This window comes from Pseudoteredinibacter isoporae (genome assembly GCF_040372805.1).
In the GTDB taxonomy this organism is placed as follows: domain Bacteria; phylum Pseudomonadota; class Gammaproteobacteria; order Pseudomonadales; family Cellvibrionaceae; genus Pseudoteredinibacter; species Pseudoteredinibacter isoporae_A.
This window is the reverse complement of the sequence record NZ_BAABWJ010000001.1, coordinates 85,622-112,074: the sequence shown is the minus strand read 5'-3', so window position 1 is coordinate 112,074 and position 26,453 is coordinate 85,622. Positions and strand designations below refer to the sequence as shown.

Genomic DNA, 26,453 nt, shown 5'->3' with positions numbered 1-26,453 from the left:
TCCAGATGTGATTGCTGAATCGCAGTTGAACTCGTCTTGTTGCCAAAAATGAAGCCATTTGAGCAATCCGATAGTTTTTCATTGGGCTGCTAGGTATGATGCTGAGCAGTTAATTCAATTGCCCAGCAGAGGACTTTCATGCCGTCTTTTGACATCGTATCCGAAGTGGATAAGCACACTTTAACCAATGCCGTCGATCAATCGAATCGCGTGGTGAAAACCCGCTTCGACTTTAAAGGTGTTGATGCCGAATTCACTCGCAATGACTTTGTGATCACGATTCGCGCGGATGAAGAGTTTCAAGTGCAGCAGATGCTGGATATCCTGCAAAGTGATTTGCACAAAAACAAAATTGATATTCAGTGCCTGGAATGCAAAGACATCGTTTCTTCGGGGAAACAGAAAAAACAGGATGTCGTTGTTCGCACTGGGATTGATAGCGATCTCGCACGAAAGATCGTCAAAATGATTAAAGAGAAGAAACTCAAAGTCCAGGCTCAAGTACAAGGCGAGCAGGTCCGAGTGACCGGTAAGAAGCGCGATGACTTACAAGCCGTAATGGCGATGTTGCGTTCCGCTGAACTGGAAATGCCTTTGCAGTTTAATAACTTCCGCGATTAAGGCTTGTTGTAATTTCAATGTCGAAAATTGAGCAGTTCAGCTGGCGTGAGACGTTCGGCCTTATCTTGTCAAAAAAAGTAGCGGTAATCTTGTTGTTGGGGTTTTCAGCGGGCATACCTTACTTTTTGATCTTCAGCACATTGTCCCTGTGGCTTAAAGAAGCGGGAATCGAACGTTCCACTATCGCTTTCCTCAGCTGGGCAGCTTTGGGCTACTCGTTTAAGTTTATCTGGGCTCCTTTAGTTGATCAGATGCGATTACCTTATCTTGCCAACTGGTTAGGGCGCAGGAGGTCGTGGCTATTATTTAGCCAGATCTGGGTGATTATTTCCATTAGCTTTATGGCATTAAGTAACCCGGAATATAGCTTGTGGCTTACGGCAGGAGCGGCTATTTCATTAGGCTTTGCTGCAGCGACACAAGATATTGTCATTGATGCCTATCGTATTGAGTCTGCTGATAGCTACTTGCAATCCATACTTTCCAGTGCATATATTGCGGGATATCGAGGCGGTATGTTGTTAGGCGGTGCTGGCGCACTGTTGATCTCAGATTTTTTTGGTGGCGATGGTTATTCTTCTTTATCTTGGTCCATTGCTTATTTGGCTATGGCTTTCGCTATGTTGGCGGGGGTGATAACAACATTGTCTATAAGCGAACCCAACGCGGATGTCAGGCAGGAAGTTAATTCCAGTTCTGACAACTTGCGTTTGTTGCTTGGTTTTATCGTATGCGCGGTTTCTTTTGCCGCATCCTTTGTTTGGTTAGGCCCACAACTGAGCAGTTTTAAACCAGGATTATTTGAGTTTTTGAACAATAAGGCTTTGGCCGGGTTTCTTGTAGAGGCATCGAGGATGCTCCTCTCAGTAGCGTGTGTTTACTTCGTTGTTAGGTTGGTCGTGAAAGTGAACGTAGTCCCAGCGTACATTGTTCAACGGAGCTATGTGGACCCTATTACCGACTTTTTTGATCGATATGGAAAGGGCGCCATGATGATCTTGGGGCTTATCGCTCTTTATCGTCTGTCGGATATCGTCATGGGGGTTATCGCGAATGTCTTTTATGCAGATGTTGGGTATTCCAAACAGCAGATTGCTTCCCTTTCTAAGTTTTATGGTTTGTTCGCGACGTTAGCTGGTGGTTTTATTGGGGGAGCCTTATCTATCCGGTATGGTGTTTACAGGACGTTGTTGTTGGGGGCTGTTTTGTCCGCTTTAACGAACATTTTGTTTTCATATGTCGCTGCATCGGAGGTCAACTCAGCCTTACTGGCGGCAGCTATCACAGCGGACAACTTGTCTGGAGGGTTGGCCACTGCCGCTTTCATTGCCTATCTATCAAGTCTGACAAGCGTCTCGTTTACGGCAATGCAATATGCAATTTTTAGCTCTCTAATGACATTATTCCCCAAGCTGTTGGCAGGATACTCTGGAATGATGTCTCTTGCTCTAGGGTATGAGGTCTTCTTTTACGTGACAGCAGTGCTTGGGATACCGGCTGTTGTATTGGTGTTGATTCTACAAAGGTTAATTCCTATAACAGAGTGCAATAAAGAATAGCCTGGCCTTGACGTGCAAGCCCACCAAAAACGAGCGATTTTAAAATCAATAAGCTTTGTGGTTGAATATTTTCTAGAATATTCAACATAGTTTTGGCTTTACGGCTCCCAGCGGCAACCTTTAGCAACGCGTTCACCGATAAACTCGACGCCTTCGGCGAGTAAGAGTGAGTGTTGCTTGTCGTAGGCTGGGCCCGGTGCCAGAGAAATTTTCCCCTGACTATTAATAACCCGAAACCAGGGGATTTTGCTGCCCTTGGGTAAGCGACCCATCAGTTTACCCACATGGCGGCTATGATTGGGGTAGCCGGCCAACTTGGCGACTTGACCATAAGAGGCGACTTTCCCTTTGGGAATGGCGGCGATAATTTGATACACCGCTTGACTGAATTCTTCCATCGACATTGTTTAACCACCATTCAATAGATTGTTTCATGACTCGATTGATCAGTATTTTTTTGTTGTTCTTATTTTCCGCTCATCTGTCTGCGGCGCGACTGACGCTGATGAATGGCGATAGCTTACAGGGGGATTTGCTCGGAATCGAGGGGAATACCTTGCGCTGGCATTCTCCAATGCTGGGAGAGCTGTCGGTACCGCTGAGTAAGGTGGAAAGTTTTAACAGCGACACGCTAGTAAAAATTCAGGGGCGCGAAGATGCTTGCAGCATCACTTTGGTCAGTGAGGGCGAAATGCACTACAGCTGTTCACAAAGCCAGGGCAATACAATGGATTTGCTCGCTGTCGACCAAGTGGAGCCCTTTGAGCAATTTTATACTCAGGACCTGAGCATTAACGGCAGTTTGTCGGTGGCGGGTGTCTTATCTCGAGGCAACAAAGAAGAAGACGACTGGGATGTGTCGGCTAAGATCGGAGCGGAACATGGTGATTACCGCCATGAAGCTGATTTTAAGTACGACAACACCGATAAGCTCTTGCAGTCTCAGCAGACCGAAGACTACAAACTGGGTTATCAGCTGGACTGGTTTTTTAAAGAGCGCTGGTTCCTCTATACAGACATTAGCACTGAAATGTTGGAATCCAAGAACATCGACCAACGTCATGGCATGGGTCTTGGGGTTGGTTATCAGTGGTTTAAACGGCAGGACTTAAGCCTGGCGTTGGAAAGCGGCTTAAATTTGCAAAACGAAGAGCAGACCGGCTCTGCCAGTACCGAAGAGCGTCTGAACTGGCAATGGGCTCTGCAGCTCGATTATCGCCTGCCATTCTCGGCAACGCTGTTTCATAAGCATCAACTCAGTTATTCCATGCAGTTGGCCGAGGATTGGGAACTGGATACCGAGACCGGGCTCAAAGTGCCGCTGGGCTATGGGCTTTCTTCCGATGTTAAATTTCAGTATGACTTTGATAATCTGCCGGCCGAAGGCGCAAAGCGTAAAGATACTCGTCTAACGGTAGGAGTGGCCTATCAGTGGTAACTTGCTCGGAGGTTTTCCCGAGCTGCAGATGGGTTAAGATTGGCTAAGGGGCCTTGTTTTGAGAGGGAATGAGGCCATATCTACCCTAAGGCAACAGCCAGATTTAAACGAGTGAGGTTATCAACGTGCGCGGTCTTTTTTTATTGTTCATTGTCATGCCGGTTCTGGAGCTGTGGCTGCTGATTCAGGTAGGTGGGCAGATTGGCGCTCTGAATACCATTGCTCTGGTGTTCCTCACCGCGATAGTGGGCACCTGGCTACTGCGTCAGCAAGGCCTGCGTACTTTGTTCCAGGCCCGCTCGAAGATGGCCAGTGGGCAAATGCCAGCAAAAGAAATGGCTGAGGGTTTGTGTCTGGCGGTTGGTGGTGCTCTGTTACTTACCCCAGGTTTTATCACGGATGCCATTGGCTTTGCCTGCCTGATTCCGGGGCTGCGTAGCGCCATTATTGCCGGGGTGATCAAAAATATGCAGGTGCACACGGTGCACAGTCAGTCGTTCCATAGTCACTCTTTTCATCAGGGACCGGGCGCCCGGCCTGACCAATCCGGTGATGTCATTGATGGTGAATGGGAATCTGCCGAGTCTCGTTCCTCCCTTCATGGCGATGAGGTGAAGCCCAAATAAGGTTTCACGCGCCGAAGTTCACCCCTGAGCCATCCCCATTTCTTTTCAGCTCGCACTTGGGGCGGTTTTCAGTTCCTGTCCTGGGGGCTTTGATAGCAGCTCCCAGGACAATCTGCCCAGACTGGGCGCATCGGTAAAAAAATTCCCCTCCAATGCTTGAAAAGCCAATTTCGACCCCCATCATTGCCTAGAGTCGGGATAAACCCGAGAGAATTTCGCCCCACAGGCTTGAAACCCCTGTGTGCGGCACAATATAGGCATCTAGGCCGGCGCATCGCTGGTACGGATCAAGTTCAATAGGCCTTCCAAAGAAGGCAAACGTTTGGAGAAAGTTGATGAAAATTCGTCCCTTGCACGATCGTGTTGTGGTTCGTCGTCAGGAAGAAGAAGCTACTTCCGCTGGCGGTATTGTTCTGCCTGGCTCTGCTCAGGAAAAGCCAGCTCAGGGCGTTGTTGTTGCTGTAGGCAATGGTCGCGTAACTGACAGTGGTGAAGTTCGCCCATTGGCGGTTAAAGAAGGCGATATCGTCGTGTTCGGCAAGTACTCTGGCAGCAACACCGTACAGGTTGGTGGCGAAGAGTTGTTGATCCTGAGCGAAAGCGAAATTTACGGCGTATTGGAAGGCTAAGACCAGCTCTCGTATACCCCCTTAAGACACAAATTTGAAGGAAATTTGAATCATGGCTAAAGACGTATTGTTTGGTGATGACGCTCGCCAGAGAATGTTGGCTGGTGTAAACATCCTGGCTGACGCAGTAAAAACCACTTTGGGCCCTAAGGGTCGCAACGTTGTTCTGGATAAGTCCTTTGGTGCGCCAACCGTAACCAAAGACGGTGTATCCGTTGCAAAAGATATCGAACTGGCTGACAAGTTCGAAAACATGGGCGCTCAGATGGTGAAAGAAGTGGCTTCCAAAGCTTCTGACGCCGCTGGTGATGGTACGACCACTGCTACCGTTCTGGCTCAAGCCATTGTTAACGAAGGCCTGAAGAGCGTTGCGGCTGGCATGAACCCAATGGATCTGAAACGCGGTATCGATAAAGCCGTTTCTGCAGCGGTTGAGCACATTCAGTCTATCGCGCAGCCATGTGCAGACAGCAAGTCCATTGCCCAGGTCGGTACCATTTCTGCCAACTCCGATGAGTCCATCGGTGGCATCATCGCTGAAGCGATGGAAAAAGTCGGTAAAGAAGGCGTTATCACCGTTGAAGAGGGCAACTCCCTGGAAAACGAGCTGGACGTTGTGGAAGGTATGCAGTTTGACCGCGGTTACCTGTCTCCTTACTTCATCACCAATCAGGACAACATGGCGGTAGAACACGAAGCGCCATTCCTGTTGTTGGTTGACAAGAAAATTTCCAACATCCGCGAATTGCTGCCAACTCTAGAAGCCGTAGCTAAAGCGGGTAAGCCTCTGGTTATCATCGCTGAAGACGTAGAAGGCGAAGCACTGGCGACTTTGGTTGTAAACAACATGCGTGGCATCGTTAAAGTTGCAGCGTGTAAAGCACCTGGTTTCGGTGACCGTCGTAAAGCCATGTTGCAAGACATTGCTACTCTGACTGGCGCCACTGTGATCTCTGAAGAAGTCGGCCTGGATCTGGAAAGCACCACTCTGGAGCACCTGGGTACCGCCAAGCGCGTTACCATGAGCAAAGAAAACACCACCATTGTTGACGGTGCTGGTGAAGCAACTGAGATCGAAGCACGTGTTGCTCAGATCCGTGCTCAAATCGAAGAAACCTCTTCTGATTACGACCGTGAGAAGCTGCAAGAGCGCGTTGCCAAATTGGCAGGCGGTGTTGCTGTGATCAAGGTGGGTGCCGCGACTGAAGTTGAAATGAAAGAGAAGAAAGCTCGCGTAGAAGATGCTCTGCATGCGACTCGTGCTGCGGTTGAAGAAGGCGTTGTGCCTGGCGGTGGTACTGCACTGTTGCGTGCCGTAGCTGCGATTGCTGATCTGGAAGGCGCTAACGACGACCAGACGGCTGGTGTTGGTATCGCCCGTCGCGCAATGGAAGCACCATTGCGTCAAATCGTAGCCAATGCAGGTGACGAAGCTTCTGTGGTTGCCGACAAGGTGAAACAAGCCGACGGTAACCAGGGCTATAACGCCGGTACTGGTGAATACGGCGACATGCTGGAAATGGGTATCCTGGACCCAGCTAAAGTAACTCGTACTGCATTGCAGGCCGCAGGTTCTATCGCTGGTCTGATGATCACTACCGAAGCAATGGTTGCGGATCAGCCTGCCGAAGCTGGCGCCGGTGGCGGCATGCCAGATATGGGTGGCATGGGCGGAATGGGTGGCATGGGCGGCATGATGTAAGCCTCCACCATTCAAAGGCTCTGATTGATGGAGCCTGCCTGAAAAGGGTGCTTGTTCTGCAAGCGCCCTTTTTTGTGCCTGTATATAGCTGCGAGCAAGGCATGGATCGACTTTGCCAAGCTAATTGCAAATGGTAATCATTGCCATTGGTGTCGCTGAGGACTAAAATGCTTGGTTTTTACTTGGGGTCTTTATGTCTACGGTTTCTACCAAGCTACGCCGTTTCGGGTATGTGTTATTACCATTGTCCGTTCTGTTAAGTGGTTGTGCGGGTACTACTGTGACCCAGGGGCGCGTTGATTCAGCGGAGGAGAACATTCTTATGGAGGTCGTTGCCAGTCTGTATGACTACCAGCTGCAAAATGCGGCCGGTCAGCCGCTTGCGATGGAGCAATTGCTAAAAGACGTAAGTGATGCGGATGTGGTAATGGTGGGCGAGTGGCATGCTCACCCGGCGGTACATCTTTTCCAGGCCAAGTTAATGGCGGCCCTTGCCTCTGAAGAACGGCCACTGAGTTTGTCCATGGAGCATTTCTCCCGTGCGGACCAGGCTGAATTAAATCGCTATCTGGCTGGTGAAATTGGCGAGAGTACGCTCCTGAAAAATACCAAGGCCTGGGATAACTACAAAAGTGATTATCGCCCACTGGTCGAAATTGCTCGCCATCAAAAATTGCCGGTGATCGCGGCAAACGCGCCACGCAAATACGTGAAATGTGTCGGGCGTATTGGGCCAGACTATTTGAATTCCATCGAAGGTGAAGAGCGTGCTTTGGTTGCGGCCAAGGTGGATATCAGCGACTCACCTTATCGTCAAAAATTCCTGGGTAATATGAAAGGAATGAGTCTCCCGGAAGAGCGCATTGGCAAAATGTTTGGCGCTCAAATGACCTGGGATGCCACCATGGCGGAATCCATTGCTTTGCATGTTGAGCAACACCCTGAACGTCGAGTCTTTCATGTGGCTGGCCGATTTCATACCGAGGGTGGCCTCGGGACCGGTGCTGAATTGTTGAAGCTGAATCCCGATCTTAATATTGTTTATGTGACGGCGGTGACCGAAGGGGAAAAGCTGTCCGGTGATGATTATCGATTACTGGTTCAGGAACTGCCACCTATGTGGGTCAACAAGGAAGAACGTAATGCGGTCATGGCCGGCCATAAGCGCAGCAAGGTGGATTGTGGAGAAGACGAATCGTAGGGCTCTATCGGGAATGCATACAGCGCTCCGGTCCTCATTGAAAAAATTTTATTATTCTTATGACGGTCGAGCAAAGTGCCAGAGCATTTTGCCGACAATTCGATCTCTGTTGCAAAGGCCAATTTTTTCCTGGCTGATGCCTGCTGGATTGTAACTTCGTAATTGAAAGCCGGTGTTTTCAATGCCGGAGACTTGTTTGAAAATAGCGCCGAATGCCGGGTGTTGATAAACCAGAAGGTCTTCGTTCTGGAGGCGAAAAAAAACCGTAGATAATAGAAGGTAGTCCCCGCTTTGAAAGCGGGGAGCCATACTGTCGCCTGTGACTTTATATAAACGCAGCATAGGGTTTTAAGTCAGTTTCGGATAAATCACCTGCTCTGCCGGGGCGTAAGGGCAAGTGGCCGTGAACGTGTCGATGCCTTTTGTTGCCCAGAAGTTTTCGGCGAACTGATTAATCAGGTTGAGAAACTCAACTGCCATGGCGCGGTCAATGTGCTGACGTACCTTGGAACCTTGCAACATGATGTTGTGGGCGAGTTCATGAGTGTTCGGGAATTGTTCGAACTGTGGTGCCTTGAAATAATCCCCCCAAATAATACGGATCTCTTCCTTAGCCTTGTTGCAGTGGTTTTCCTTTTCAGCGACCAAGCGCCCAAATTTGGCTTGATCCGCCAGGCTCGGTTCGCCTTTATCGGCCAGCTCATTGATTTGGTCGATCATGCGGATAGCCGTTAATGCTGCAATTTGTGCGGTTGCTGGGTCGTAAATACCACAGGGAATATCACAGTGAGCGCTCGCACTCGGAATGTATTTGTCGAAAAAAGACAGTAGCTTGTGCATGGTTTTTCCTCCGATTGGTCCTTGAGCCTAGTCTTGTTTTTCAACTTTTTGTTTGCGCCATACGTAGATGCCTGTTGCGATGACCGCGGCGATCGCCAGGGCCGTCAGCAGGTGGATGGGGTCTGCAGCCCAGTGGCCGTGATCGTGACCGGGGTGCGCCATGGTGATTCCGCTTAGACTGCTGGTTGTCAGGCCAAGTGACCATTTTTTCATGTTGTGCTCCTTCTGGGTTTGCTGAATTGGATGTTTCGCTCAACTTTGGTGATGCTAATGCGAATGCAAATGATTTGCAATGTTGATTGTGAGCTTGTGCGCAAAAGAGCCATAGAAAAAATTTATTAGCTTTAAGCAAATAGAAAAGCAAAAGGTGCTAAAATCTCGTCCATAAAATTCGATGTCCGTGAGATCGAAAAAGACAACCGTGATACAAACAACCGATAGCCGCTAGATAAGGAAACGACTATGTCAATTGAATTACCTGCATTGCCTTATGCTCAGGATGCCCTGGCCCCCCACATCTCTGCTGAGACTCTTGAGTATCACTACGGCAAGCATCACCAAACCTATGTGGATAAGCTGAACGGCTTGATTCCTGGTTCTGAGTTTGAAGGCAAGTCTCTGGAAGACATCGTTAAGACTTCCGACGGTGGCGTGTTCAATAACGCTGCTCAAATCTGGAACCACAGCTTTTACTGGAACTGCCTGAGCCCGAACGGCGGTGGCGAAGCGACTGGCGCTGTTGCTGACAAAATCAACGAGGCCTTCGGTTCTTTTGATGCGTTTAAAGAAGCCTTCACAACTTCTGCGATCAACAACTTCGGTTCTTCCTGGACCTGGTTGGTACAAAATGCTGATGGCAGTGTTGCTATTGTTAACACCAGCAACGCCGCTACTCCTTTGACTGATGACGGTGTAACGCCATTGTTGACTGTTGATCTGTGGGAGCATGCCTACTACATCGATTACCGCAATGCGCGTCCTAAGTACATGGAAGCTTTCTGGGCTTTGGTGAACTGGGAGTTCGTAAACGCGAACATGGCCTAATGCCATTGACCGCCAACCGTTTCGGTTGGCGGTTTCTCTTCTGTTCTTTCTTTTGCCTTTTCCTTGTTGTTTTTCTTTCTCTGTTCCGCTTTGTTTTCCGTTGTTTCTAGTCCTTCACTTTGACCGGTAAAAACAGAGACACTTCCATTTCTCTGGATTCGTAATCCCGCAAATTGCTCATGTGCTCTATGACTTCAGCGCCATAATCGGGCTCAAGGTCTCTTTCGAACAGGTGGGTGTACAATGCGTCCCAGGCGGCGGAATAGGCTGTGCCCGAATCCAAAATGACCGTTGTGCTCAGATAGTGTGATGCGGGTAGGGTTTTGTTGGCGAGATGGGCCGCACATTCATAACCGACCAGAAAAGGTTGTGAGGCCGGAGAAACAGCTGCGTCCCAATGGTAAATGGAAACGCCCGTCGAAATATCTTTCGGGGTAATCTGAAACCAGACATCGAAGATGTTTTCCAGGTTGTGGCCCTGTTGCTTGCTGGTAAAGAAATGGCGTTCGGGGAAGCTCAGCAATTCAAAGGTCAGCTGTTTGCATAAATCTTTTTCAAGGCTGGTTTCGCTCTCGGTTGGCTGTCCTAGTTTGATCATGATTTGATCCCAGAGGTCAGCGTCTTCCAGTTTATTGCTGCGCCGAATTTGCGAAGCCGATAAGCCTAATTCCCGCTTTAACGCCTTGGCCAATGCCTGTGAAGAGGAAAAGCCTGTCTCCAGCGCGATATCCGTCACGGCCTTTTTTTCAAGGGACAAGCTGTATACGGCCTGCTTTAAACGCATCCTGCGTAGATAGTGCACCGGTGATTCGCCGAAGACGAGTTTAAACATGTAGTGAAAATGGCTGGGCGAAATGGCGCATTCATCTGCAATGTCATTCCAGTTCAGGTTTTCGCTGAACCGGTCCTGCATAATTTGTGTCGCTTTAATGAAGCGTTTTTTCCAGTGTGGGGCGAGGTCTCCGATAAGCTGAGCTTCCGGAATGAGCACAGTGGCGTCTTTTTTTGACATAGTCGAAATCTCTATGGCAGTGATATTCGCGGCGCGGTGAGCACATTCAATTGCTGCAGGTTCGCGGCCGTCAACGCAAAAGGCCGTGGACAGGTGCCCACAGCCAATAAGAGAGACCGTTGTTTAACGGTGATGAGGGCTAGAAGTGGAATCGCAAACCGACAGTGGCGGCATTGGATTCATAGCGGCGCTTGTCGCTGTCATCCTTGTTGTGAATCAGGGCCAGATCCAGCGACAGGTCCTTGCCTATGGCAATTGGACTGTTGAGCTTCCAGCTACTCACATCTCCAGCCTTAGTATAACGGACATTGAATTCCCAGCCATCGCTAATTGCCGTTTTCCAGGCCAGAGACCACAGTGCGTCGGTTTGCTTTCCTGAGCTTTTGAACGGAATCGAATTGTTGTTCAGGCGCAGCACTCCGTGATCTTCATAGTCATTGTGATTGATGCCGAGCTCAGCAACCAGGTGGTTGCTTTCATTGAGCTTGGCGATAAACCCAATTGAAGCATTGGCGTTGATTTCCTTATCGTTCAAACGCAATCGTGTATTGGTGGGACCGTCACTGTCATGAGTGCGGGCATGTGCCAACTCGGTACGAATATAACTGAAATCATTGAGGCGCTTGCTCAATTCTGTGCGTAAAACCTGGGTGTCGAGTTTGAAATCCCGGTTTGCGGTTTTGACTTTGGACCGGGCAACACCGGCGCCGATCTCCAGATAATCGTAGTTGGGTTCAGCAGCGTAAGTGAGCGGGGAATTCAGGCCCAATGCCAATGCGGCAAGACCCATAGTAAATGACATTTTCATTGCGTACTCCATGTCGGTTGAAACAATGGACACAGTGTAGGTTTGAGCCCATCCGCAAACGTATCCGCGATTACGGCCTCCCGACAGTAAAAGCTAACAAAGGTAAACTTTCATTAAGCACCGTATGAAGTTTGATCAGATTGCTCTGGCCATGGTCTAGAGAGAGTATCGCCAGTAATGTCCGCCGCTGGCGGGTATCGTGCAGGGGCGTACGATCGTGTAGAATGCTGGGGCTGTGAGCCGCCCAGCTGGCCGGGCCATCAGGGTCCTGATGACGCCGTTGTTGTGTGTTGTTAGCTGTGTGTTGTCGTTAAAAGAGGATAGGTCTATCTATGAGTGTTGAGCGTCGCGAACCGACCTTTGGAGATGTTGGCTCTACTGAGCCTGAAGCAAACACCGGACAGGCAGCGGCCCCGGAACCCAGAGCTTATGCTCATTCTCAATCCAGCCCACAGGCTGCCCCCCAAGCTCGCCAGGGCTCCTCTGTATCTTGGCTTGCAGTCTTTGCCTTTCTTTTGGCATTGGCGGCCGGCGGCGCGGCAGGCTATCTTTATTGGCAGGGCCAGCTGGAGAAACAGGCGTCTCAAGCGGCCATGTCGGCAGCAGAAGATCGTATCGCGGCTCTGGAGCAGAAACTGGATTTTTCTAACGAAGAATCGAATCAATCCGTAGAAGCAATTCGCGCCAAGATGAAGTGGGCGGATTCAGAAATTCGTAAGTTGTGGGGTGTGGCCTATGACCGCAACCGCAAAACCATTGACCAGCATAAGAAGCAGCTGGCCAGCATAGATAAAAAGTTGAAGAGGACCGCCAGCGATGCTGCCAAAGCGGCGAGCACCTCGGCGGCTCAGGCTGATAGTCTCAGTAAGCTGCAAACCTTGAGCAATACCCAGGAAACACGATTAGCTCAGGCGGAATCCACTTTGCAACAGCGTGCCAAGGATTTACAGAATGCCCTCAATGACCTGGAAGCTCAGGCATTGCAATTGGATCAATTGCGTAACGGTATTCTTGAGCGAGTCAAACAAAATGAAGACGCCATTGAGTCGATTACTGTGTACCGTAAAACGACCAATCGAGAGTTACTGAATATTAAAAAGCGCCTCGATAGCGTACAGGGTGGTACTAAGCCGGCGGCTTAGTCACAGCCTTTGCCGCATTGCTGACGCAATCTCAAAACGCAACGAATACCATAGCCGTAATTAGCCTTAATTGATTAGAGAGAACACCATGACTACCGTGATTCGTCCCCAGGACCTGATCGACAGTGTTGCCGATGCCCTACAGTTTATTTCTTATTACCACCCGGTAGATTTCATTCAGGCCGTTCACCGCGCCTATGAAAAAGAAGCCAATCCGGCCGCGAAAGACGCTATGGCCCAGATCCTGATCAACTCGCGTATGTGTGCCGAAGGGCATCGCCCGATTTGCCAGGACACCGGCATTGTCAGTGTTTTCCTGAAAGTGGGCATGAATGTGCAATGGGAAGGCGATATGAGCCTCGAAGACATGGTGAACGAAGGGGTTCGCCGTGCTTACAACCACCCAGACAATAAACTGCGCGCTTCTGTCTTGGCCGACCCTGATGGTGCCCGTAAAAATACAGGTGACAACACGCCGGCGATGATCACCTACAAAATTGTTCCGGGTGATAAAGTTGACGTACACGTTGTGGCCAAAGGTGGTGGCAGTGAAGCCAAGACCAAATTCGCCATGCTGAATCCTTCGGATTCCATTGTGGATTGGGTATTGAAGATGGTTCCGACCATGGGAGCGGGTTGGTGTCCACCGGGTATTTTGGGCATTGGTATTGGCGGTACCGCAGATAAAGCATTGGCTATGGCGAAAGAGTCTCTGTTGGACCCGATTGATATTCAGGACCTGCAAGAGAAAGGCGCAAGTAATCGTGCCGAAGAACTGCGCCTGGAGTTGTTTGAGAAGGTCAATAACCTGGGTATTGGTGCCCAGGGCCTGGGTGGTTTGACCACGGTTCTGGACATCAAAATCAAAGATTGTCCAACCCACGCGGCAAACAAACCCGTGGCGATTATTCCAAATTGTGCGGCCACCCGTTTGGCGAAATTTACGCTGGATGGCTCCGGTCCATCTTTGCAGACGCCGCCAAGCCTGGATGACTGGCCTGAAATTACTTGGGAAGTCGGTGATGCTCGTCGCGTGAATCTGGATGAGCTGACCAAAGACGACATTCAGGAGTGGAAAACAGGCGAGACCATTTTGCTGTCGGGCAAAATGTATACTGGTCGTGATGCTGCCCACAAGCGCATGGTTGATATGATTGCAAAAGGTGAACAACTGCCCGTCGATTTCACCAACAAATTTATTTACTACGTGGGCCCGGTTGATCCGGTTCGCGAAGAAGCTGTTGGCCCTGCTGGCCCGACGACGGCGACTCGTATGGACAAGTTCACTCGCACCATGTTGGAAGAAACCGGTTTGATCGGTATGGTCGGTAAAGCTGAGCGTGGCAGCACCGCGATTGAGGCCATTAAAGATAATAAAGCCGTTTATTTGATGGCGGTGGGTGGTTCTGCGTACTTGGTCTCCAAAGCGATTAAAGCCTCGAAAGTTGCGGGCTTTGAAGATCTGGGTATGGAAGCGATCTACGAGTTTGATATTAAAGATATGCCGGTTACGGTAGCCGTGGACAGCACCGGTGAATCCGCGCACCAGACAGGCCCGCAAATATGGCAGGCTAAAATCGAAGAAGGCATCATTGAAGTTAAATAAGTGATGTTGATTAAGCTGTACTAAATAAGACCTGAGGGTGGCCAAGTGCCACCCCTTCTTGTTTTTTCTCAATCGTAAGGCAGTCTCGTGACCCTGGATCCCGTTCTATTATACAAAGCCATGGCGGACGATACCCGCTTGCGTGCCTTGCATTTGATTGTGCAAGAGGATGAGCTTTGTGTGTGCGAACTGACCGAAGCACTGGATCTCAGTCAGCCCAAAGTTTCCCGCCACCTGGCCCAGTTACGCAAACTGGGGGTGCTGAGTGATCGTCGCTCAGGGCAATGGGTGTTTTATTCCATTAATCCCGATTTGCCGGAATGGGCTCGGCAACTATTGCAGTTATCCAGTGATGAAAACCGTAGCTGGACCCAAACTAATCTCAAGCGCTTGGAGGCCATGGACGACCGTCCAGCCCGCTGTTGCTAGGTCTTTTGACGTCTCTTCTTGGTCTGTTGCTTGGGCCGTTTGATACATTTTGCTAAGCGCATTGTCCATCTTAAGCATTCCTATCGTTGTTTCTGGGCCACATACTTTGGCTTTTTAATCCCAATGGAGACAAAGCCCATGGCAGATACCTTGAAATTTGAAGATCGTGTTGTTGTTGTCACCGGTGCAGGTGCCGGCCTTGGCCGCTCCCACGCATTGGAATTTGCCCGTCGTGGCGCCAAAGTTGTGGTGAATGATCTGGGTGGCAGCACTCATGGGGAAGGCAAAGGAAGTGAAGCTGCTGATAAAGTCGTTGCCGAAATTACCGCCATGGGTGGGCAGGCCGTTGCCAATTACGATTCTGTAGAAGATGGCGAAGCGATTATTCAGACCGCCATTGATAATTTTGATCGTGTGGATGTCGTGATCAACAACGCTGGTATTTTGCGTGACACGAGCTTCGCAAAGATGACGGATCAAGATTGGGATTTGATTTATCGTGTACACGTATTGGGCGCGTACAAAGTATCCAAAGCTGCCTGGCCTTACATGCAAGAGCAGGAGTACGGTCGTATTATCAATACATCGTCCGCCGCAGGTATCTATGGAAACTTTGGGCAGGCAAACTATTCAACGGCCAAACTGGGCCTGTTTGGTTTGACGCAAACCCTGGCAATAGAAGGCGCAAAAAAGAATATTAACGTTAATGCTATTGCACCGGTAGCCGGTTCCCGCATGACCGAAACCATTTTGCCTCCGGAAGTGGTTACAGCCTTGAAACCCGAGTTTATTACGCCATTAGTAGTGAAACTCTGCGCCGAGCAAAACAACGCGAGCGGAGGCTTGTATGAAGTGGGCGCTGGGTGGATTTCAAAGTTGCAGTGGGAGCGTACGCAAGGTGCAAAATTCAACCCCAGCGAAGGTTTCAGTGCGGAAGATGTTGAGGACCATTGGGATCAAATTTGCGATTTTACCGACGCAGAAAAACCCAAGACGGCAAACGATTCCTTTGTCCCTGTTTTCACGAATCTGGGCATCAACATTCCAGGCATGTAAGTGGGCAAATTAAAAGAGGAAACGAATATGAGCAATGCAATCGTTGCTGGCGTGGACATGGTGAAGTTTGCCAAACCCGGCCAACAGGAACCTTATCGAGTCATGGCATCGAAAGCGATTCAAGGTGCTTTGAAAGACGCTGGAATTGATGCTTCAGCAGTGCAACAGGCCTACGGCAGTTATATCTACGGTGACTCCACTTGTGCCCAGCACGCTTTATACGATGCGTTTATGACGGGCATTCCTGTCATTAACGTGAACAATAACTGTTCGTCGGGTTCGACAGCCTTGTTTCTGGCAAGGCAAGCCGTGGAAAGCGGTGCCGCTGAATGCGTGCTGGCTTTTGGTTTTGAAGAAATGCAACCTGGCGCTTTGAGCTCTCATTGGGATGATCGAGAGTCTCCGTTTGATAACTTTCTGGATGTCTTGGACAGGGCCGAATACCCGGCGGCGCCTTTGGCGTTGCGTTGCTTTGGTGCGGCAGGTCATTACTACATGGAAAAATACAATGCCAGCCGAGACATTTTTGCCAAGGTGTCCGTGAAGACTCGTAATCATGCATTGAATAACCCTTTGTCCCTGTTCAATACACCACTTACCGAAGAGCAAGTGTTAAACGACAAAGTGGTTTTTATGGACTACCTGACTCGCACCATGTGTTGCCCGCCTACGTGTGGTGCCGGAGCGGCCATCGTTTGTAGTGAAGCATTTGCTAAAAAGCATGGCATTGAAGCTGGCGTACGTATTGTTGCCCAAGCTATGGCTACCGATACGCCGCAATCCTGGGACAACCCTATCGACTTGATCGGTGCAGATATGACACGCCGCGCAGCAAAACAAGTATTTGAATCGGCCGCTGTTGATGTCAATGATGTGGATGTTGTTGAGCTGCACGATTGTTTCACCACCAACGAAGTCGTGACCTATGAAGGGTTGGGCTTGTGTGCTGAAGGTGAAGCCAGCAAGTTTATTGCCGATGGTGATAATACCTACGGCGGACAGTTTGTGGTAAATCCGTCAGGGGGCTTAATGTCGAAGGGGCATCCCATTGGTGCGACGGGCCTGGCTCAATGTTATGAATTAGTGAATCAGTTGCGAGGTCAGGCTGATCAGCGCCAGGTGGCGGGTGCTAGGTTGGGCCTGCAGCATAATCTGGGTTTAGGCGGTGCGGTGGTGGTTACCCTGTATCAGGCGGCCTGAGGTCTTGAGTGAATAGGATGACAGCATGATAGATAAACATTTTATTGGCTATGAATTCACGCCATTTACCACGACCATTGAACAGGGGCGGCTGAAGTTTTTTGCTAAGGCCATTGGTGAAACCAATCCGATTTATACCTGTGAAGAGGCGGCGAAAGCCGCGGGTCATAAATCGATCCTTGCACCTCCGACCTTTCCGTTTACGTTGTCTTTGGAAAGTGATGATCCGTTCCCCGTTGTCACAGCGCTCAAACTGGAGATCGGTCGAATTCTGCATGGCTCTCAACATTTCGAGTATTTCGCGCCCATTTATGCTGGCGATGAGATCACGGTTAGTTCGAAGATTGTTGATATCTTTGATAAAAAAGAAGGCGCCCTCGAATTTGTAACGTTGCAGTATTCATTCACTAATCAAGATGGTGATTTGGTGGCGACGTCGACGAATATCCTGGTATACCGTAACGGATAAGGAGAACAGCATGTCTGATGTTCAAGTTGGTACTGAAATTCCGGCGTTAGAGCTGGCGCCAATTTCTCGTTATACCCTGGCGCTGTTTGCAGGCGCCTCGGGTGATCACAATCCCATCCACATTGACAGTGATTTTGCCAAGGCGGCAGGTATGCCTGATGTTTTTGCTCATGGTATGTTGTCGATGGCCTACCTGGGACGAATGCTGACAAACTGGCAACCACAGGCTCGATTGAAGAGCTTTAATAATAAGTTTGCCGCCATCACTCATTTGCAGGATGTCATCACTTGCCGTGGTAAAGTTGTGGAATTACTCGAAAAAGACGGAAAGACCTTAGCGCGCTGTGAAATTCAAGCGGCCAAAGCCAATGGTGAACCAACCTTACTGGGCGAGGCGGTGGTTGAAGTCTAAGCATTTACCTGCTTTGTCAAAAAGCCCTTGACCACAGCGAAGGCTTGGTCAGGGGCTTTTTCTTTGTTATGTTTTACCGCTCTCGCCACCACGTAAAAGTAGCTATTCATTATGCTGACTATCGATATTCATTTCATTCGTGCGCCTCTGCGACAGGCAGCTGAACTGGGCATCGATACCGCAGAATTATTGAATGAACTGGATATTTCCGCCGATATTTTTGCTCAAGACTCGGCGGTTGTGCATGCCGAGCAGTATGTTCGTTTGGTACAGAAGCTGCGTGAGTTATCCGGGGATGAGTATTGGGGGTTAACTGGCCAACGTTGCAAATTAGGTTATTTTGCTTTGATGGCGCGTTACTTGCTGCAGTTTGACAGTTTAAAAGGCATGCTGAACGAGTGTTGTCGTTTTCAAAACACGACTCGAGTGGAGTGGCAATTCAGCCTGGTGCAGGAAGAAGGGCGTGTTGGCTTTTTGCTGAAACGAGCTCAGGGCTATGAAAAAGTCAGTGTCTTTCTGATGGAGTTCATTACGGTGTGTATTCACCGAATGATGTGTTGGCTCACGGATACTCGAATTCCCATTCTTGAAAACCACTTTGCGTACCCGGCACCGGAAAATCAGCGGGCTTATGAGTTGCTGTTTCCTGAGCGCCGAGTGTTCAATAGCGACGTCAATGGTTTTTACATCGATGCCCAGTACCTGTCGTTGCCTAGAGTAAGAGATTGGACGGAAACCCGGAGTTTCCTTCAAAACGCGCCCGCAGGCTTGATGGTCATTCCCGGAAGTGACAACAGTTACACCGCGCAAATCAAAGCAATTTTATTGCAAACCATTGGAAAGGAAGGGCCGGTTCCGGATTTTGAACGTGTGGCTGAGAAGCTTAATGTGTCTACGGCCACGCTACGACGCAAGCTGCGCAGTGAAAATACCAGCTATCAGCAATTAAAAGATACCATGCGACGGGACATCGCCATCGACAAGCTCGTTCGAGAAAGTACTGCGATCTCTGAAATCGGTTTGCAGTTAGGGTTTGTCGAATCTTCGTCTTTCACTCGTGCGTTTAAGCAATGGACCGGAGTCAGCCCTCAGGAATACCGTCGAGACAGTGAAGTCTAAATCGTCTTATTTTTCTTCACAGTGGGGTCTTTTAAGATCGATACAATGTCCGCAGCGTGATATGCCTCTCTCAACACAATTCCACGATCTATAACTGATATAAGGTGTTGTACCTCCCGCACAACGGGTACAGCACGGTTCACTCTTTCGGAAAGCCATTCCATTGCGGGCCTCAGTTCATTTTTGCGTATTGGCTGGCCGATATGACGGGCTATGTTGGTGGCCGATGTTTTAAGCGTCAATGTCCTCCCGAGTCTTAAGCCGCGGCCCATGAGTATGGCCCTGGAAAATCTTATCAAATAAAAATCTTTTATTCTCAATGCCTTAGGGGGTTTTGATGGGAGAAATCGAATTTCTCAATTTTGTACGGTTGACATAAATAGTACGAGTGACCTAGACTCGTCTAAAATAACAACATAAGTGAAGGTATCCCAATGGCTCGCGTAGACTTTATCCGTTCGTTGATCAGTTGGCCGCTGATGCTGGCCGCGCTTGTGGTGCAAGCGGAAATTCAACCAGAACCCCTGCCGGTGTATGAATCCCTGCCGAAGAAACTGCCGGACTCGGTATTGTTTGCTCACGATGCGAATTTTGACGCGTTAGTGGCAGGGCGAGTTGTCGTGTTGGATTTGGAAAAACCCACGCGTCGCTATCTGGGCGCGATGGATGCTGCTCAATTTGCCAGCTTTATTCAGTCTCGCAGCAAATCTGAGTTGTATGTTGCCGAAACACATTATTCCCGTACGACCCGTGGCGAACGAACCGATGTCATCAGTATTTACGATAGCGAAAGTCTGAAGCAAAGCGGCGAAATTGTTTTGCCGGGCGGCAAGCGTGGGCAGGTGGTGAGTCATCGCTACACCTTACGCTTGGTCGATAACGATCGCTTTATGTTGGTCTTCAATTTCACACCTGCGGCTTCTGTGACGGTGATCGACATGGACAGCCGGAAAATTGTCGAAGAGGTTCAGATTCCAGGTTGTGGATTGATTTATCCAACGGGCAAGCGAGGGTTTTCTTCCTTGTGCAGTAATGGCGCCATGTTCACCGCGCAATTGGGTGCTGATGGAAAGCTGGCCAGTCAGGATAAGTTACCGCCCTTGTTTAATGTGGATGAAGATCCTTTATTCGATAAGCCCGCTTTTCATAAGGAACGAGCGTATTTCCCGAGCTATAAAGGTCTTGTGCGAGTGGTAGACATGGGCTCCAAAGTGCCAAAGGATTTGGGCAGCTGGTCGCTGCTCACAAAAACTGAGCAGGAACAGAATTGGCGCCCAGGCGGATGGCAGATTGCCACAATGGATGATGCGGGAAGGCTCTATGTGTTGATGCACAAAGACGGGAAGGACGGCACACACAAATCCGGTGGGCCTGAGGTATGGGTTTATGATGTGAAAAACAAACAACGTGTACAGAAAATAGTCCTCAAAAATTGGGGCGTATCCATTGAAGTCACGCGTGGCGAGAAGCCTTTATTGGCGGTCACAAATGGTGACATGCAGATCGATGTCTATGAGGCCAATCAAGGTGCTTGGAAAACCATGGTGGGCGGTGCAGCGGCCATGCCTTTAAGCTTACACGCTCTGCGCAAATAGGGGGTTCCCATGAACCTGATGCTCAGCATTTGCATTTTACTGTTCAGCTATTTGTTTCTGACTGCGGGACTGGCGAAGTGGCGCCATGCCGCTTACACCGCTGAATCAATTACCGCGTATCAATTGACGCCTGAAAACTGGAGCGCGAGTCTCGCGAAGTGCCTGGCTGCGGTTGAAATTGTGCTGGCCCTTGCCCTGCTTATTCCAATGACAAGAAGTGCTGCCGTTTTGGTGGCGGCCGTATTGCTGTTGATGTATGCCTTTGCCATGGGAATCAATTTATTACGCGGTCGCAAACGCTTGGATTGTGGTTGCAACGGGCCTGATGCCAGACAAGACATTTCCTGGTGGTTGATTGCTCGTAATCTAGTGTTCGTGACGCTGCTGGTAGCAAGTCTGAAGTTGCCTTACATGGTCGAAGCGATGACAGGATTGCTGGCCTTACTGTGCAGTGCGGTCTTGATTTTATTCCAGCAGGGTGGCCGCCTGTTGTATCAAAACCAGATGCTTATGTCCCGTAAGCGCTGAAAGAAAAAGATAAGAAGAGATAATGTTATGACTGAATTACTCCTGATATCCAATGCCATTCTCTGGTTATGTGTGATTGCGCTGTTGATCGCTGTAGTAGCACTTGCTCGTCAAATTGGCGTGTTGTACGAGCGCGTTGCACCGGCGGGGGCCTTAATGATGAATCAAACCTTAAAGGTCGGCGACAAAGCGCCAGCCCTGGAAGTAGAAGAATTGACAAGTGGACGTGCTATCACCATAGGCGCTCAGCAGGATAAAGCCCGGTTGCTCTTTTTCCTGTCGCCGAGTTGTCCGGTATGTAAGACATTGCTGCCGGTTCTGAAATCCAGCGCCCAAGCGGAAGCTTCCTGGTTAAATGTCACTTTGGCCAGTGACGGTGAGGCGCAGGAACATATCGATTTTATTTCCGAGTACAAGCTGAACAAGTTTGATTATGTGCTTTCCGAGCGCTTGGGGAAAATGTATGGCGTCGCCAAGTTGCCCTATGCCGTATTGATCGATGATCAAGGTGATGTGAGTTCAATGGGGTTGATTAATTCGCGCGAACATTTGGAAAGCTTATTTGAATCCAAAGAGTTGGGCGTCGATTCCATTCAAAGTTACTTGCAGCAGGGCAGTAGCGACGATTTGGCAAAAGAAATTCGCGTATAACGCAGTGTGAAGGAGACGAATGATGAAGTGGTTAGATAAATTAACAGTAAACACCTCACGCCGCCTGGCTCAGAATTCTTCGCGTCGCAGTTTTCTGACTCGTTTTGGTACCGCCCTCGTTGGTGGTGCGGCTATCCCTCTGTTGCCTGTGGCGCGCGCAAGTGCGGCGTCTTCTGCGGAAGGTATGTATCCGGGAGTCGCGCGGCAAGCGTCGGGTGTGAAGGGCGACCCGGGTGATCCGAGTCAATGTGATTATTGGCGTTACTGTGCCATCGATGGCTTTTTGTGCAGTTGTTGCGGAGGCACACAAAATTCCTGTCCACCTGGTACTGAGATGTCACCTATCACTTGGATTGGTACCTGTTTAAATCCTGAAGATGGCAAGAATTACATTATTTCGTATAACGATTGTTGTGGCACCAGCAGTTGCGGCCGTTGCCTTTGTAATCGCAATGAGCGCGACACGCCGATTTACCGAGCGCAGACCAATAACGATACCAACTGGTGCTTGGGGGCGTCGAGCACAGTGTACACCTGTTCAACCGCAATTGTATTAGGCATTGCGACGGATTCCGCGGAGTAAGGTAGATGAGAAAGCATTTGATAACTGCCGGACTTCTGTTAGCCGGATTCTCATTATCGGCCCCTTTACTGGCCAATACTGATCAAGCTGAAAAACACTTTTCGCGTTGCGTCGCCTGTCATTTGGCTGATGGGCAGGGCATACCAGGTGCCTTCCCTCCATTGAAAAACCGCCTGGCAAAATTAAGCAACAGCGAGCTGGGCAGGCAATACGTTGTACAGGTCGTATACGGAGGGTTAATGGGCTTGATTTCCGTGGGCGGACAAAACTACTCGGGTGTAATGCCTGCTCAAGCGGGCGATTTAACCGCGAAGGATGTCAGCGACCTTCTTAATTATGCAGTTGACACCGTGGACAAAGAAGGAAAGCCCGAGGGTTGGGTGCCTTTCAGCGAGAAAGAGGTTGCTGACCTGAGCAAACATAAAGGCAATCCCATGAGCAATGGAAGCTTGCGTAAACGCTTACTGGAGAAACAACCAGAATTGAAGTGATACATTGATTGGCGACAGGTATTCAAAATGCTCGATACATTTAAAAAGATAAGTTTGCTCTTTGCTGTGCTTCCCGCATTGGCGTCGGCAGCAATGGAGCCTCGAATCAATTACATGATTAATTGTCAGGGGTGTCATCTTGCTGATGGTACGGGAAAAGCGGGCAGCGTGCCCAGTATGAAAGGCGAGTTACACAAATTTCTGGCGGTACCCGGTGGACGAGAATTTTTGGTTCAGGTTCCTGGCTCGGCAAATGCACCGTTGAATGACGCCGAGTTGGCTGAGTTACTGAACTGGATGTTAGAGAGTCTGTCGACGGACAAGCGTGAAGGTTCAACGAGCAAGAGTTTTTTGCCTTATACCGAGCTGGAAGTGAAAAAACTACGATCGAAGGTGCTGGTTGATGTTATGAAAACCCGCGAGGCTCTGGTTCGCCAGTTTGCCAAAACGCCTTGAGTGGGCGTTGCCTGCCTATGTCGCGGGAGATCAAAAGCAACACTCAGCGCTTGGGAATGTCGCCGTGCTCAACCAGCCAGCTGAAACTCTGGGTGGCCATTTTAATAATGTTATCGACTTCTTTTGTCCAGGGTTTGTTGTGACCAATAAACACAGTATGACCTTCGACGGAAGCGCTGATAAATAAAGCCAGTTTCTCGACTTGTTTGGGGCTTAGCGCCGGATTCATTTCGGTAATGATATCGCCCAGAGTGCTACGGTATTTGGCGTACATCTGATCCATATGCACGGTCATCTCTTCTTCGTGATTGGACAGTGACCAGAGCTCGGGGAAAAACTGCGTGGTTTCACGTTTGGTCAAGTCGGTGATGACGTGCTTGAGAAGATTCTGAAATTGCTCTTCAGGGCTGCCGTGGGTACGAATTTCATCGAACTCGTCGAGGTAAACCTGAATGGTTTTGTCCAGCATTGCTGAAACTAAAACGCTTTTGCTGGGAAAGTAATACTGCAAATTGCCGAGTTTAATGCCGGCAGCGTCTGCAACCTTGCGCATGGAAAAATTGTGATAGCCGGCATCAATGAGCAGTTCATGAGCGGCGTCGAGAATATCGTTAATTCGATTTTTGCCTTTGTTGTAAACGCCATTCTTGGCCTTGTTCGCGCTAGTCAAGATAACCTCTTTAATCGCTGTTGAGCATCGTCGGTGATTATATCAGAAGCCAGAATTAGTACACGTAACATATAAATAATTATAAGCGGATCGCTTTTTATTAAAAATTGTACGGTTGACCTATTTGTAAAAAATATAGTACGGTTGACCTACAAAAAAATAACGATGATAGAAGGTAAGTAAGATGAAGCACTCAGCATTGGCCGCGGCTATCGCCTTGAGCCTACCTATAGCCATGAACAGCTATTCTTCGGTCATAGAAGAAGTCGTGGTTACCGCCCAGAAACGTCAGCAAAGTTTGCAGGATGTTGGTATTGCGGTGACCGCATTCAGTGGTGACCAATTGCAGGAACTGGGTTATGACACCGCCCAGCAGATTACAGCGATGACACCCGGTGTAACCACCATTCAACCCAATGGTCCTTCCTCCTTCTTCACCAGTATCCGAGGTGTCGGTCAAAACGACTTCTCTGGTGATCACCAGGAATCACCCGTCGCAGTGTATGTGGATGAAGCTTATGTGAGCGCTGCTTCGGGGGCGGGATTCCAGCTTTTCGATATGGAGCGTGCGGAGGTGCTGCGTGGCCCACAGGGAACGTTGTTTGGTCGCAACGCAACCGGGGGTTTGGTGCACTACATTACGGCCAAGCCCAGCCAGGAAAATGAAGGGTATATTGATCTAACACTGGCCGATCATAACCAAGTAAAAGTGGAGGGTGCTGTCGGCGGAGGTTTGAGCGAGTCGGTATCCGGGCGTCTGTCCTTCCTGAGAAATAAGCATGATCCCTATATTGAGAATCGCATTGGTACCGATTTGAATGACGGTAACGATTGGGCCCTGCGCGCTCAATTGCTGTGGGAGTTTGAATCCGGCCAGTGGCTGTTGAGTGCGCGTGCGGGGGAACAGGATATTGATTCAGGTTTCTTTAAACACAGCTCTGCAAGAGTTGACCCTAACACCGGTCTGGGCTTGCCGTTCAATGGCCCTGACTTGCAGGGATTGGGTGATTCTTTGGTCCCGGCCTACCAAGAAAATAACAGCGATGTGCATTCCGGGGCTTACAATGTCATCGGGCACAACAAGGTAGAGACGCGCGGATTTACCAGCAATATTCAATGGGAATTTGAAAGTTTCGATTTTGTCAGCATCACCGATTTCCAAACTTTGGAGAAGGATTATCTGGAAGACTCGGATGCTTCTCCGAACGATTTCTTTTCCTTCTTTTTACAAAGTGATCTAGACCAATGGTCTCAGGAGTTTCGGTTCAGTGGCGACAGCGACAATATGCGTTGGGTTACTGGTGCTTATTATCTGGAAATCGAAGGTGATTTCGCCAACGGTGGTATTGCCGCAAACTTTTTCCGCGCCGCGTTTCCCGGCGCAGGTTTAGACGATGCGAGTCTCGACACCCTCGGCCTTTACAGCCCGTTTAAAACCGAAACCAAATCAACTGCTTTCTTCGGGCAAGTGGAATACGATTTGAGTGAAGCGTTCACTGTGCACGCAGGTCTGCGTTGGTCCAATGAAGACAAAACTACGGATTTCAAGCAATACGCGTCTTTGTTTGCGGCAACGGATTCCAGTCAAGTATCGGCCATCGATGGTCTGGGCTTGGGTGGTCCCTTGTTTACCTTTAGCCCTGAAGCGGTGACCAACGATCCCGGTGGGACTGGCTTTGGGGAGGCGCTGGTGCTTGGTGACACCAATGATGCCAGCATCGACGAAGACTTGATTACGGCGAAGTTGCAACTCGATTGGAAACCGGATGAAAACACGCTGGTTTACGCCAGTTATAACCGAGGCATCAAAGCCGGTGGCTTTAATGCTCCGCTCGACGCGACACTGTTTTATAACGGCAGTCGCCCTACCAGCCAGATGAAGTTCGATGAGGAAGTTTTAAATGCGTATGAGCTTGGTTTCAAATGGTCTTCCGACGATGGTAAATGGCGAGTTAATGGCGCGAGCTATTACTACGACTATCAAGACTATCAAGCCTTTGCGTTGGAAAGCTTAACCACCTATGTCTTTAACACTGATGCGGAAGTTAAGGGCGCAGAAATTGAAGTGTTTGCAGCACCTGCCGACGGTCTGGAAATCATCTTCGGTGCGGGCTATATCGACAACAATGTTGAAGATGCTTACACCTTACCAGATGGCACGCCGGTCGATCGTACGGCAGTACTGACGCCACAGTGGAATTTGAATGGTTTGTTGCGTTATCAGTGGGATCTCGGTGATGCCCGAGTGGTAGCACAGGTGGATGCGACTTATATGGACGATCATTACTTCCAGCTGAAGAACTCCCCTGTTGGCAAGGAAAGCGCCTACACCTTGAGCAATGCCCGCTTGAGTTATGCAAGTGCCGATGAGAGCTGGAGAGTCGAGTTATTCGTGAACAATCTGACGGATGAAGAGTACCGCACCATGGCATTTGATTTGGCGGGTGAGCCATCAGTGGGTGGTTTTGGCCTGGTGGAAAATTATTATGGTCTACCACGTTGGTGGGGTGTGTCCTTCAATTACAGTTGGTCTGAGTAGTGTGTGTTTCCCCGTCGTAAGGCGGGG

At 49.5% G+C, this 26,453-nt stretch carries 30 protein-coding genes; 23 read left to right on the top strand and 7 right to left on the bottom strand.

The genetic code is table 11. The features are described from left to right. Nucleotides 1–138: 138 nt before the first annotated feature. Nucleotides 139–621 carry a YajQ family cyclic di-GMP-binding protein gene (locus ABWW03_RS00530; RefSeq protein ID WP_353405728.1) on the top strand — a complete coding sequence of 161 codons (483 nt, stop codon included), beginning with the start codon at nucleotides 139–141 and terminating at the stop codon, nucleotides 619–621. Nucleotides 622–638: 17 nt separating this feature from the next. Continuing rightward, on the top strand, nucleotides 639–2,180 hold the full coding sequence (locus ABWW03_RS00525; protein ID WP_353405727.1) for an AmpG family muropeptide MFS transporter: 1,542 nt from the start codon (nucleotides 639–641) through the stop codon (nucleotides 2,178–2,180). 98 nt (nucleotides 2,181–2,278) lie between these two features. On the opposite strand, the gene ABWW03_RS00520 is transcribed toward ABWW03_RS00525, so the two are convergent. Further along, the gene (locus tag ABWW03_RS00520; RefSeq protein ID WP_353405726.1) at nucleotides 2,279–2,584 is read right to left on the bottom strand and encodes an MGMT family protein; all 306 of its coding nucleotides are present in this window, start codon (nucleotides 2,582–2,584) and stop codon (nucleotides 2,279–2,281) included. A gap of 29 nt (nucleotides 2,585–2,613) precedes the next feature. Between ABWW03_RS00520 and ABWW03_RS00515 the strand changes: the two genes are divergently transcribed. The 5 genes from ABWW03_RS00515 (at nucleotide 2,614) to ABWW03_RS00495 (ending at nucleotide 7,776) form a co-directional block, all read left to right on the top strand. Next, nucleotides 2,614–3,618, top strand: coding sequence for a DUF481 domain-containing protein (locus ABWW03_RS00515; protein ID WP_353405725.1), 1,005 nt, complete (start codon nucleotides 2,614–2,616; stop codon nucleotides 3,616–3,618). Between the two features lie 125 nt (nucleotides 3,619–3,743). Further along, nucleotides 3,744–4,244, top strand: coding sequence for an FxsA family protein (locus tag ABWW03_RS00510; RefSeq protein ID WP_353405724.1), 501 nt, complete (start codon nucleotides 3,744–3,746; stop codon nucleotides 4,242–4,244). Nucleotides 4,245–4,579: 335 nt separating this feature from the next. After that, nucleotides 4,580–4,873: a co-chaperone GroES gene (locus ABWW03_RS00505; RefSeq protein WP_353405723.1), complete on the top strand. Its 294-nt coding sequence runs from the start codon at nucleotides 4,580–4,582 to the stop codon at nucleotides 4,871–4,873. Nucleotides 4,874–4,922: 49 nt separating this feature from the next. Beyond that, on the top strand, nucleotides 4,923–6,575 hold the full coding sequence (groL, locus tag ABWW03_RS00500) for a chaperonin GroEL (RefSeq protein ID WP_353407099.1): 1,653 nt from the start codon (nucleotides 4,923–4,925) through the stop codon (nucleotides 6,573–6,575). 193 nt (nucleotides 6,576–6,768) lie between these two features. Beyond that, nucleotides 6,769–7,776 (top strand): ChaN family lipoprotein, encoded by a 1,008-nt coding sequence (locus tag ABWW03_RS00495; RefSeq protein WP_353405722.1) that lies wholly within the window; start codon nucleotides 6,769–6,771, stop codon nucleotides 7,774–7,776. A gap of 57 nt (nucleotides 7,777–7,833) precedes the next feature. On the opposite strand, the gene ABWW03_RS00490 is transcribed toward ABWW03_RS00495, so the two are convergent. From ABWW03_RS00490 to ABWW03_RS00480, 3 genes are read right to left on the bottom strand one after another with little or no spacing between them, the layout of a single operon-like run. After that, nucleotides 7,834–8,118, bottom strand: a complete 285-nt coding sequence (locus ABWW03_RS00490) for a S24/S26 family peptidase (RefSeq protein WP_353405721.1) — start codon at nucleotides 8,116–8,118, stop codon at nucleotides 7,834–7,836. 6 nt (nucleotides 8,119–8,124) lie between these two features. After that, complete coding sequence (gene sodN / locus ABWW03_RS00485) at nucleotides 8,125–8,616, bottom strand: superoxide dismutase, Ni (RefSeq protein ID WP_353405720.1); 492 nt, start codon at nucleotides 8,614–8,616, stop codon at nucleotides 8,125–8,127. A 27-nt stretch (nucleotides 8,617–8,643) separates the two neighbouring features. After that, entirely contained in the window at nucleotides 8,644–8,829 is a 186-nt protein-coding gene (locus ABWW03_RS00480) for a hypothetical protein (protein ID WP_353405719.1), read from the bottom strand. Between the two features lie 249 nt (nucleotides 8,830–9,078). On the opposite strand from ABWW03_RS00480, the gene sodB reads away from it, so the two are divergent. Further along, a complete protein-coding gene (gene sodB / locus ABWW03_RS00475; protein ID WP_353405718.1) occupies nucleotides 9,079–9,660 on the top strand; it encodes a superoxide dismutase [Fe] in 582 nt (193 codons plus the stop codon). A 106-nt stretch (nucleotides 9,661–9,766) separates the two neighbouring features. Here the strand turns inward: sodB and ABWW03_RS00470 are convergent, their stop codons facing one another. Both ABWW03_RS00470 and ABWW03_RS00465 read right to left on the bottom strand, forming a co-directional pair. Then, on the bottom strand, nucleotides 9,767–10,672 hold the full coding sequence (locus ABWW03_RS00470) for an AraC family transcriptional regulator (RefSeq protein WP_353405717.1): 906 nt from the start codon (nucleotides 10,670–10,672) through the stop codon (nucleotides 9,767–9,769). Between the two features lie 139 nt (nucleotides 10,673–10,811). Continuing rightward, a complete protein-coding gene (locus tag ABWW03_RS00465) occupies nucleotides 10,812–11,480 on the bottom strand; it encodes an outer membrane beta-barrel protein (protein WP_353405716.1) in 669 nt (222 codons plus the stop codon). 332 nt (nucleotides 11,481–11,812) lie between these two features. Between ABWW03_RS00465 and ABWW03_RS00460 the strand changes: the two genes are divergently transcribed. From ABWW03_RS00460 to ABWW03_RS00395, 14 genes are all read left to right on the top strand, one after another. Then, nucleotides 11,813–12,622: a hypothetical protein gene (locus ABWW03_RS00460; RefSeq protein WP_353405715.1), complete on the top strand. Its 810-nt coding sequence runs from the start codon at nucleotides 11,813–11,815 to the stop codon at nucleotides 12,620–12,622. Nucleotides 12,623–12,710: 88 nt separating this feature from the next. After that, nucleotides 12,711–14,228 carry a fumarate hydratase gene (locus tag ABWW03_RS00455; RefSeq protein WP_353405714.1) on the top strand — a complete coding sequence of 506 codons (1,518 nt, stop codon included), beginning with the start codon at nucleotides 12,711–12,713 and terminating at the stop codon, nucleotides 14,226–14,228. Nucleotides 14,229–14,315: 87 nt separating this feature from the next. Then, complete coding sequence (locus ABWW03_RS00450; protein ID WP_353405713.1) at nucleotides 14,316–14,657, top strand: ArsR/SmtB family transcription factor; 342 nt, start codon at nucleotides 14,316–14,318, stop codon at nucleotides 14,655–14,657. A gap of 138 nt (nucleotides 14,658–14,795) precedes the next feature. Further along, nucleotides 14,796–15,713 carry an SDR family oxidoreductase gene (locus ABWW03_RS00445; protein ID WP_353405712.1) on the top strand — a complete coding sequence of 306 codons (918 nt, stop codon included), beginning with the start codon at nucleotides 14,796–14,798 and terminating at the stop codon, nucleotides 15,711–15,713. A 27-nt stretch (nucleotides 15,714–15,740) separates the two neighbouring features. Then, complete coding sequence (locus tag ABWW03_RS00440; protein WP_353405711.1) at nucleotides 15,741–16,913, top strand: lipid-transfer protein; 1,173 nt, start codon at nucleotides 15,741–15,743, stop codon at nucleotides 16,911–16,913. 25 nt (nucleotides 16,914–16,938) lie between these two features. Next, entirely contained in the window at nucleotides 16,939–17,382 is a 444-nt protein-coding gene (locus ABWW03_RS00435) for a MaoC family dehydratase N-terminal domain-containing protein (protein WP_353405710.1), read from the top strand. A gap of 10 nt (nucleotides 17,383–17,392) precedes the next feature. Next, nucleotides 17,393–17,794 (top strand): MaoC family dehydratase, encoded by a 402-nt coding sequence (locus ABWW03_RS00430; protein WP_353405709.1) that lies wholly within the window; start codon nucleotides 17,393–17,395, stop codon nucleotides 17,792–17,794. A 111-nt stretch (nucleotides 17,795–17,905) separates the two neighbouring features. Next, the gene (locus tag ABWW03_RS00425) at nucleotides 17,906–18,913 is read left to right on the top strand and encodes an AraC family transcriptional regulator (RefSeq protein ID WP_353405708.1); all 1,008 of its coding nucleotides are present in this window, start codon (nucleotides 17,906–17,908) and stop codon (nucleotides 18,911–18,913) included. 434 nt (nucleotides 18,914–19,347) lie between these two features. Continuing rightward, nucleotides 19,348–20,508, top strand: coding sequence for an amine dehydrogenase large subunit (locus ABWW03_RS00420; protein ID WP_353405707.1), 1,161 nt, complete (start codon nucleotides 19,348–19,350; stop codon nucleotides 20,506–20,508). Nucleotides 20,509–20,517: 9 nt separating this feature from the next. After that, nucleotides 20,518–21,036, top strand: a complete 519-nt coding sequence (locus ABWW03_RS00415; RefSeq protein ID WP_353405706.1) for a MauE/DoxX family redox-associated membrane protein — start codon at nucleotides 20,518–20,520, stop codon at nucleotides 21,034–21,036. Nucleotides 21,037–21,063: 27 nt separating this feature from the next. Further along, on the top strand, nucleotides 21,064–21,687 hold the full coding sequence (locus ABWW03_RS00410) for a redoxin domain-containing protein (protein ID WP_353405705.1): 624 nt from the start codon (nucleotides 21,064–21,066) through the stop codon (nucleotides 21,685–21,687). Nucleotides 21,688–21,706: 19 nt separating this feature from the next. Then, nucleotides 21,707–22,270, top strand: coding sequence for a methylamine dehydrogenase light chain (locus ABWW03_RS00405; RefSeq protein ID WP_353405704.1), 564 nt, complete (start codon nucleotides 21,707–21,709; stop codon nucleotides 22,268–22,270). Between the two features lie 5 nt (nucleotides 22,271–22,275). Then, nucleotides 22,276–22,761, top strand: coding sequence for a c-type cytochrome (locus tag ABWW03_RS00400; RefSeq protein ID WP_353405703.1), 486 nt, complete (start codon nucleotides 22,276–22,278; stop codon nucleotides 22,759–22,761). Between the two features lie 27 nt (nucleotides 22,762–22,788). Further along, nucleotides 22,789–23,217: a c-type cytochrome gene (locus tag ABWW03_RS00395; RefSeq protein ID WP_353405702.1), complete on the top strand. Its 429-nt coding sequence runs from the start codon at nucleotides 22,789–22,791 to the stop codon at nucleotides 23,215–23,217. A gap of 43 nt (nucleotides 23,218–23,260) precedes the next feature. Here ABWW03_RS00395 and ABWW03_RS00390 read toward each other — a convergent pair whose 3' ends face one another. Next, nucleotides 23,261–23,887: a TetR/AcrR family transcriptional regulator gene (locus tag ABWW03_RS00390; RefSeq protein ID WP_353405701.1), complete on the bottom strand. Its 627-nt coding sequence runs from the start codon at nucleotides 23,885–23,887 to the stop codon at nucleotides 23,261–23,263. 184 nt (nucleotides 23,888–24,071) lie between these two features. Here ABWW03_RS00390 and ABWW03_RS00385 point away from each other — a divergent pair, with 184 nt between their 5' ends. Beyond that, the gene (locus tag ABWW03_RS00385) at nucleotides 24,072–26,426 is read left to right on the top strand and encodes a TonB-dependent receptor (protein WP_353405700.1); all 2,355 of its coding nucleotides are present in this window, start codon (nucleotides 24,072–24,074) and stop codon (nucleotides 26,424–26,426) included. Nucleotides 26,427–26,453 lie beyond the last annotated feature (27 nt).

Bases quoted from the DNA above. Each gene is read 5' to 3' on its own strand.
- ABWW03_RS00445 (WP_353405712.1), top strand. From the start codon at position 14,796: ATGGCAGATACCTTGAAATTTGAAGATCGTGTTGTTGTTGTCACCGGT.
- ABWW03_RS00455 (WP_353405714.1), top strand. From the start codon at position 12,711: ATGACTACCGTGATTCGTCCCCAGGACCTGATCGACAGTGTTGCCGAT.
- ABWW03_RS00460 (WP_353405715.1), top strand. From the start codon at position 11,813: ATGAGTGTTGAGCGTCGCGAACCGACCTTTGGAGATGTTGGCTCTACT.
- ABWW03_RS00515 (WP_353405725.1), top strand. From the start codon at position 2,614: ATGACTCGATTGATCAGTATTTTTTTGTTGTTCTTATTTTCCGCTCAT.
- ABWW03_RS00415 (WP_353405706.1), top strand. From the start codon at position 20,518: ATGAACCTGATGCTCAGCATTTGCATTTTACTGTTCAGCTATTTGTTT.
- ABWW03_RS00430 (WP_353405709.1), top strand. From the start codon at position 17,393: ATGTCTGATGTTCAAGTTGGTACTGAAATTCCGGCGTTAGAGCTGGCG.
- ABWW03_RS00480 (WP_353405719.1), bottom strand. From the start codon at position 8,829: ATGAAAAAATGGTCACTTGGCCTGACAACCAGCAGTCTAAGCGGAATC.
- ABWW03_RS00405 (WP_353405704.1), top strand. From the start codon at position 21,707: ATGATGAAGTGGTTAGATAAATTAACAGTAAACACCTCACGCCGCCTG.
- ABWW03_RS00520 (WP_353405726.1), bottom strand. From the start codon at position 2,584: ATGTCGATGGAAGAATTCAGTCAAGCGGTGTATCAAATTATCGCCGCC.
- ABWW03_RS00465 (WP_353405716.1), bottom strand. From the start codon at position 11,480: ATGAAAATGTCATTTACTATGGGTCTTGCCGCATTGGCATTGGGCCTG.
- sodB (WP_353405718.1), top strand. From the start codon at position 9,079: ATGTCAATTGAATTACCTGCATTGCCTTATGCTCAGGATGCCCTGGCC.
- ABWW03_RS00490 (WP_353405721.1), bottom strand. From the start codon at position 8,118: ATGCTGCGTTTATATAAAGTCACAGGCGACAGTATGGCTCCCCGCTTT.
- ABWW03_RS00505 (WP_353405723.1), top strand. From the start codon at position 4,580: ATGAAAATTCGTCCCTTGCACGATCGTGTTGTGGTTCGTCGTCAGGAA.
- ABWW03_RS00420 (WP_353405707.1), top strand. From the start codon at position 19,348: ATGGCTCGCGTAGACTTTATCCGTTCGTTGATCAGTTGGCCGCTGATG.
- ABWW03_RS00435 (WP_353405710.1), top strand. From the start codon at position 16,939: ATGATAGATAAACATTTTATTGGCTATGAATTCACGCCATTTACCACG.
- ABWW03_RS00385 (WP_353405700.1), top strand. From the start codon at position 24,072: ATGAAGCACTCAGCATTGGCCGCGGCTATCGCCTTGAGCCTACCTATA.
- ABWW03_RS00395 (WP_353405702.1), top strand. From the start codon at position 22,789: ATGCTCGATACATTTAAAAAGATAAGTTTGCTCTTTGCTGTGCTTCCC.
- ABWW03_RS00530 (WP_353405728.1), top strand. From the start codon at position 139: ATGCCGTCTTTTGACATCGTATCCGAAGTGGATAAGCACACTTTAACC.
- ABWW03_RS00410 (WP_353405705.1), top strand. From the start codon at position 21,064: ATGACTGAATTACTCCTGATATCCAATGCCATTCTCTGGTTATGTGTG.
- sodN (WP_353405720.1), bottom strand. From the start codon at position 8,616: ATGCACAAGCTACTGTCTTTTTTCGACAAATACATTCCGAGTGCGAGC.
- ABWW03_RS00440 (WP_353405711.1), top strand. From the start codon at position 15,741: ATGAGCAATGCAATCGTTGCTGGCGTGGACATGGTGAAGTTTGCCAAA.
- ABWW03_RS00400 (WP_353405703.1), top strand. From the start codon at position 22,276: ATGAGAAAGCATTTGATAACTGCCGGACTTCTGTTAGCCGGATTCTCA.
- ABWW03_RS00425 (WP_353405708.1), top strand. From the start codon at position 17,906: ATGCTGACTATCGATATTCATTTCATTCGTGCGCCTCTGCGACAGGCA.
- ABWW03_RS00495 (WP_353405722.1), top strand. From the start codon at position 6,769: ATGTCTACGGTTTCTACCAAGCTACGCCGTTTCGGGTATGTGTTATTA.
- ABWW03_RS00470 (WP_353405717.1), bottom strand. From the start codon at position 10,672: ATGTCAAAAAAAGACGCCACTGTGCTCATTCCGGAAGCTCAGCTTATC.
- ABWW03_RS00525 (WP_353405727.1), top strand. From the start codon at position 639: ATGTCGAAAATTGAGCAGTTCAGCTGGCGTGAGACGTTCGGCCTTATC.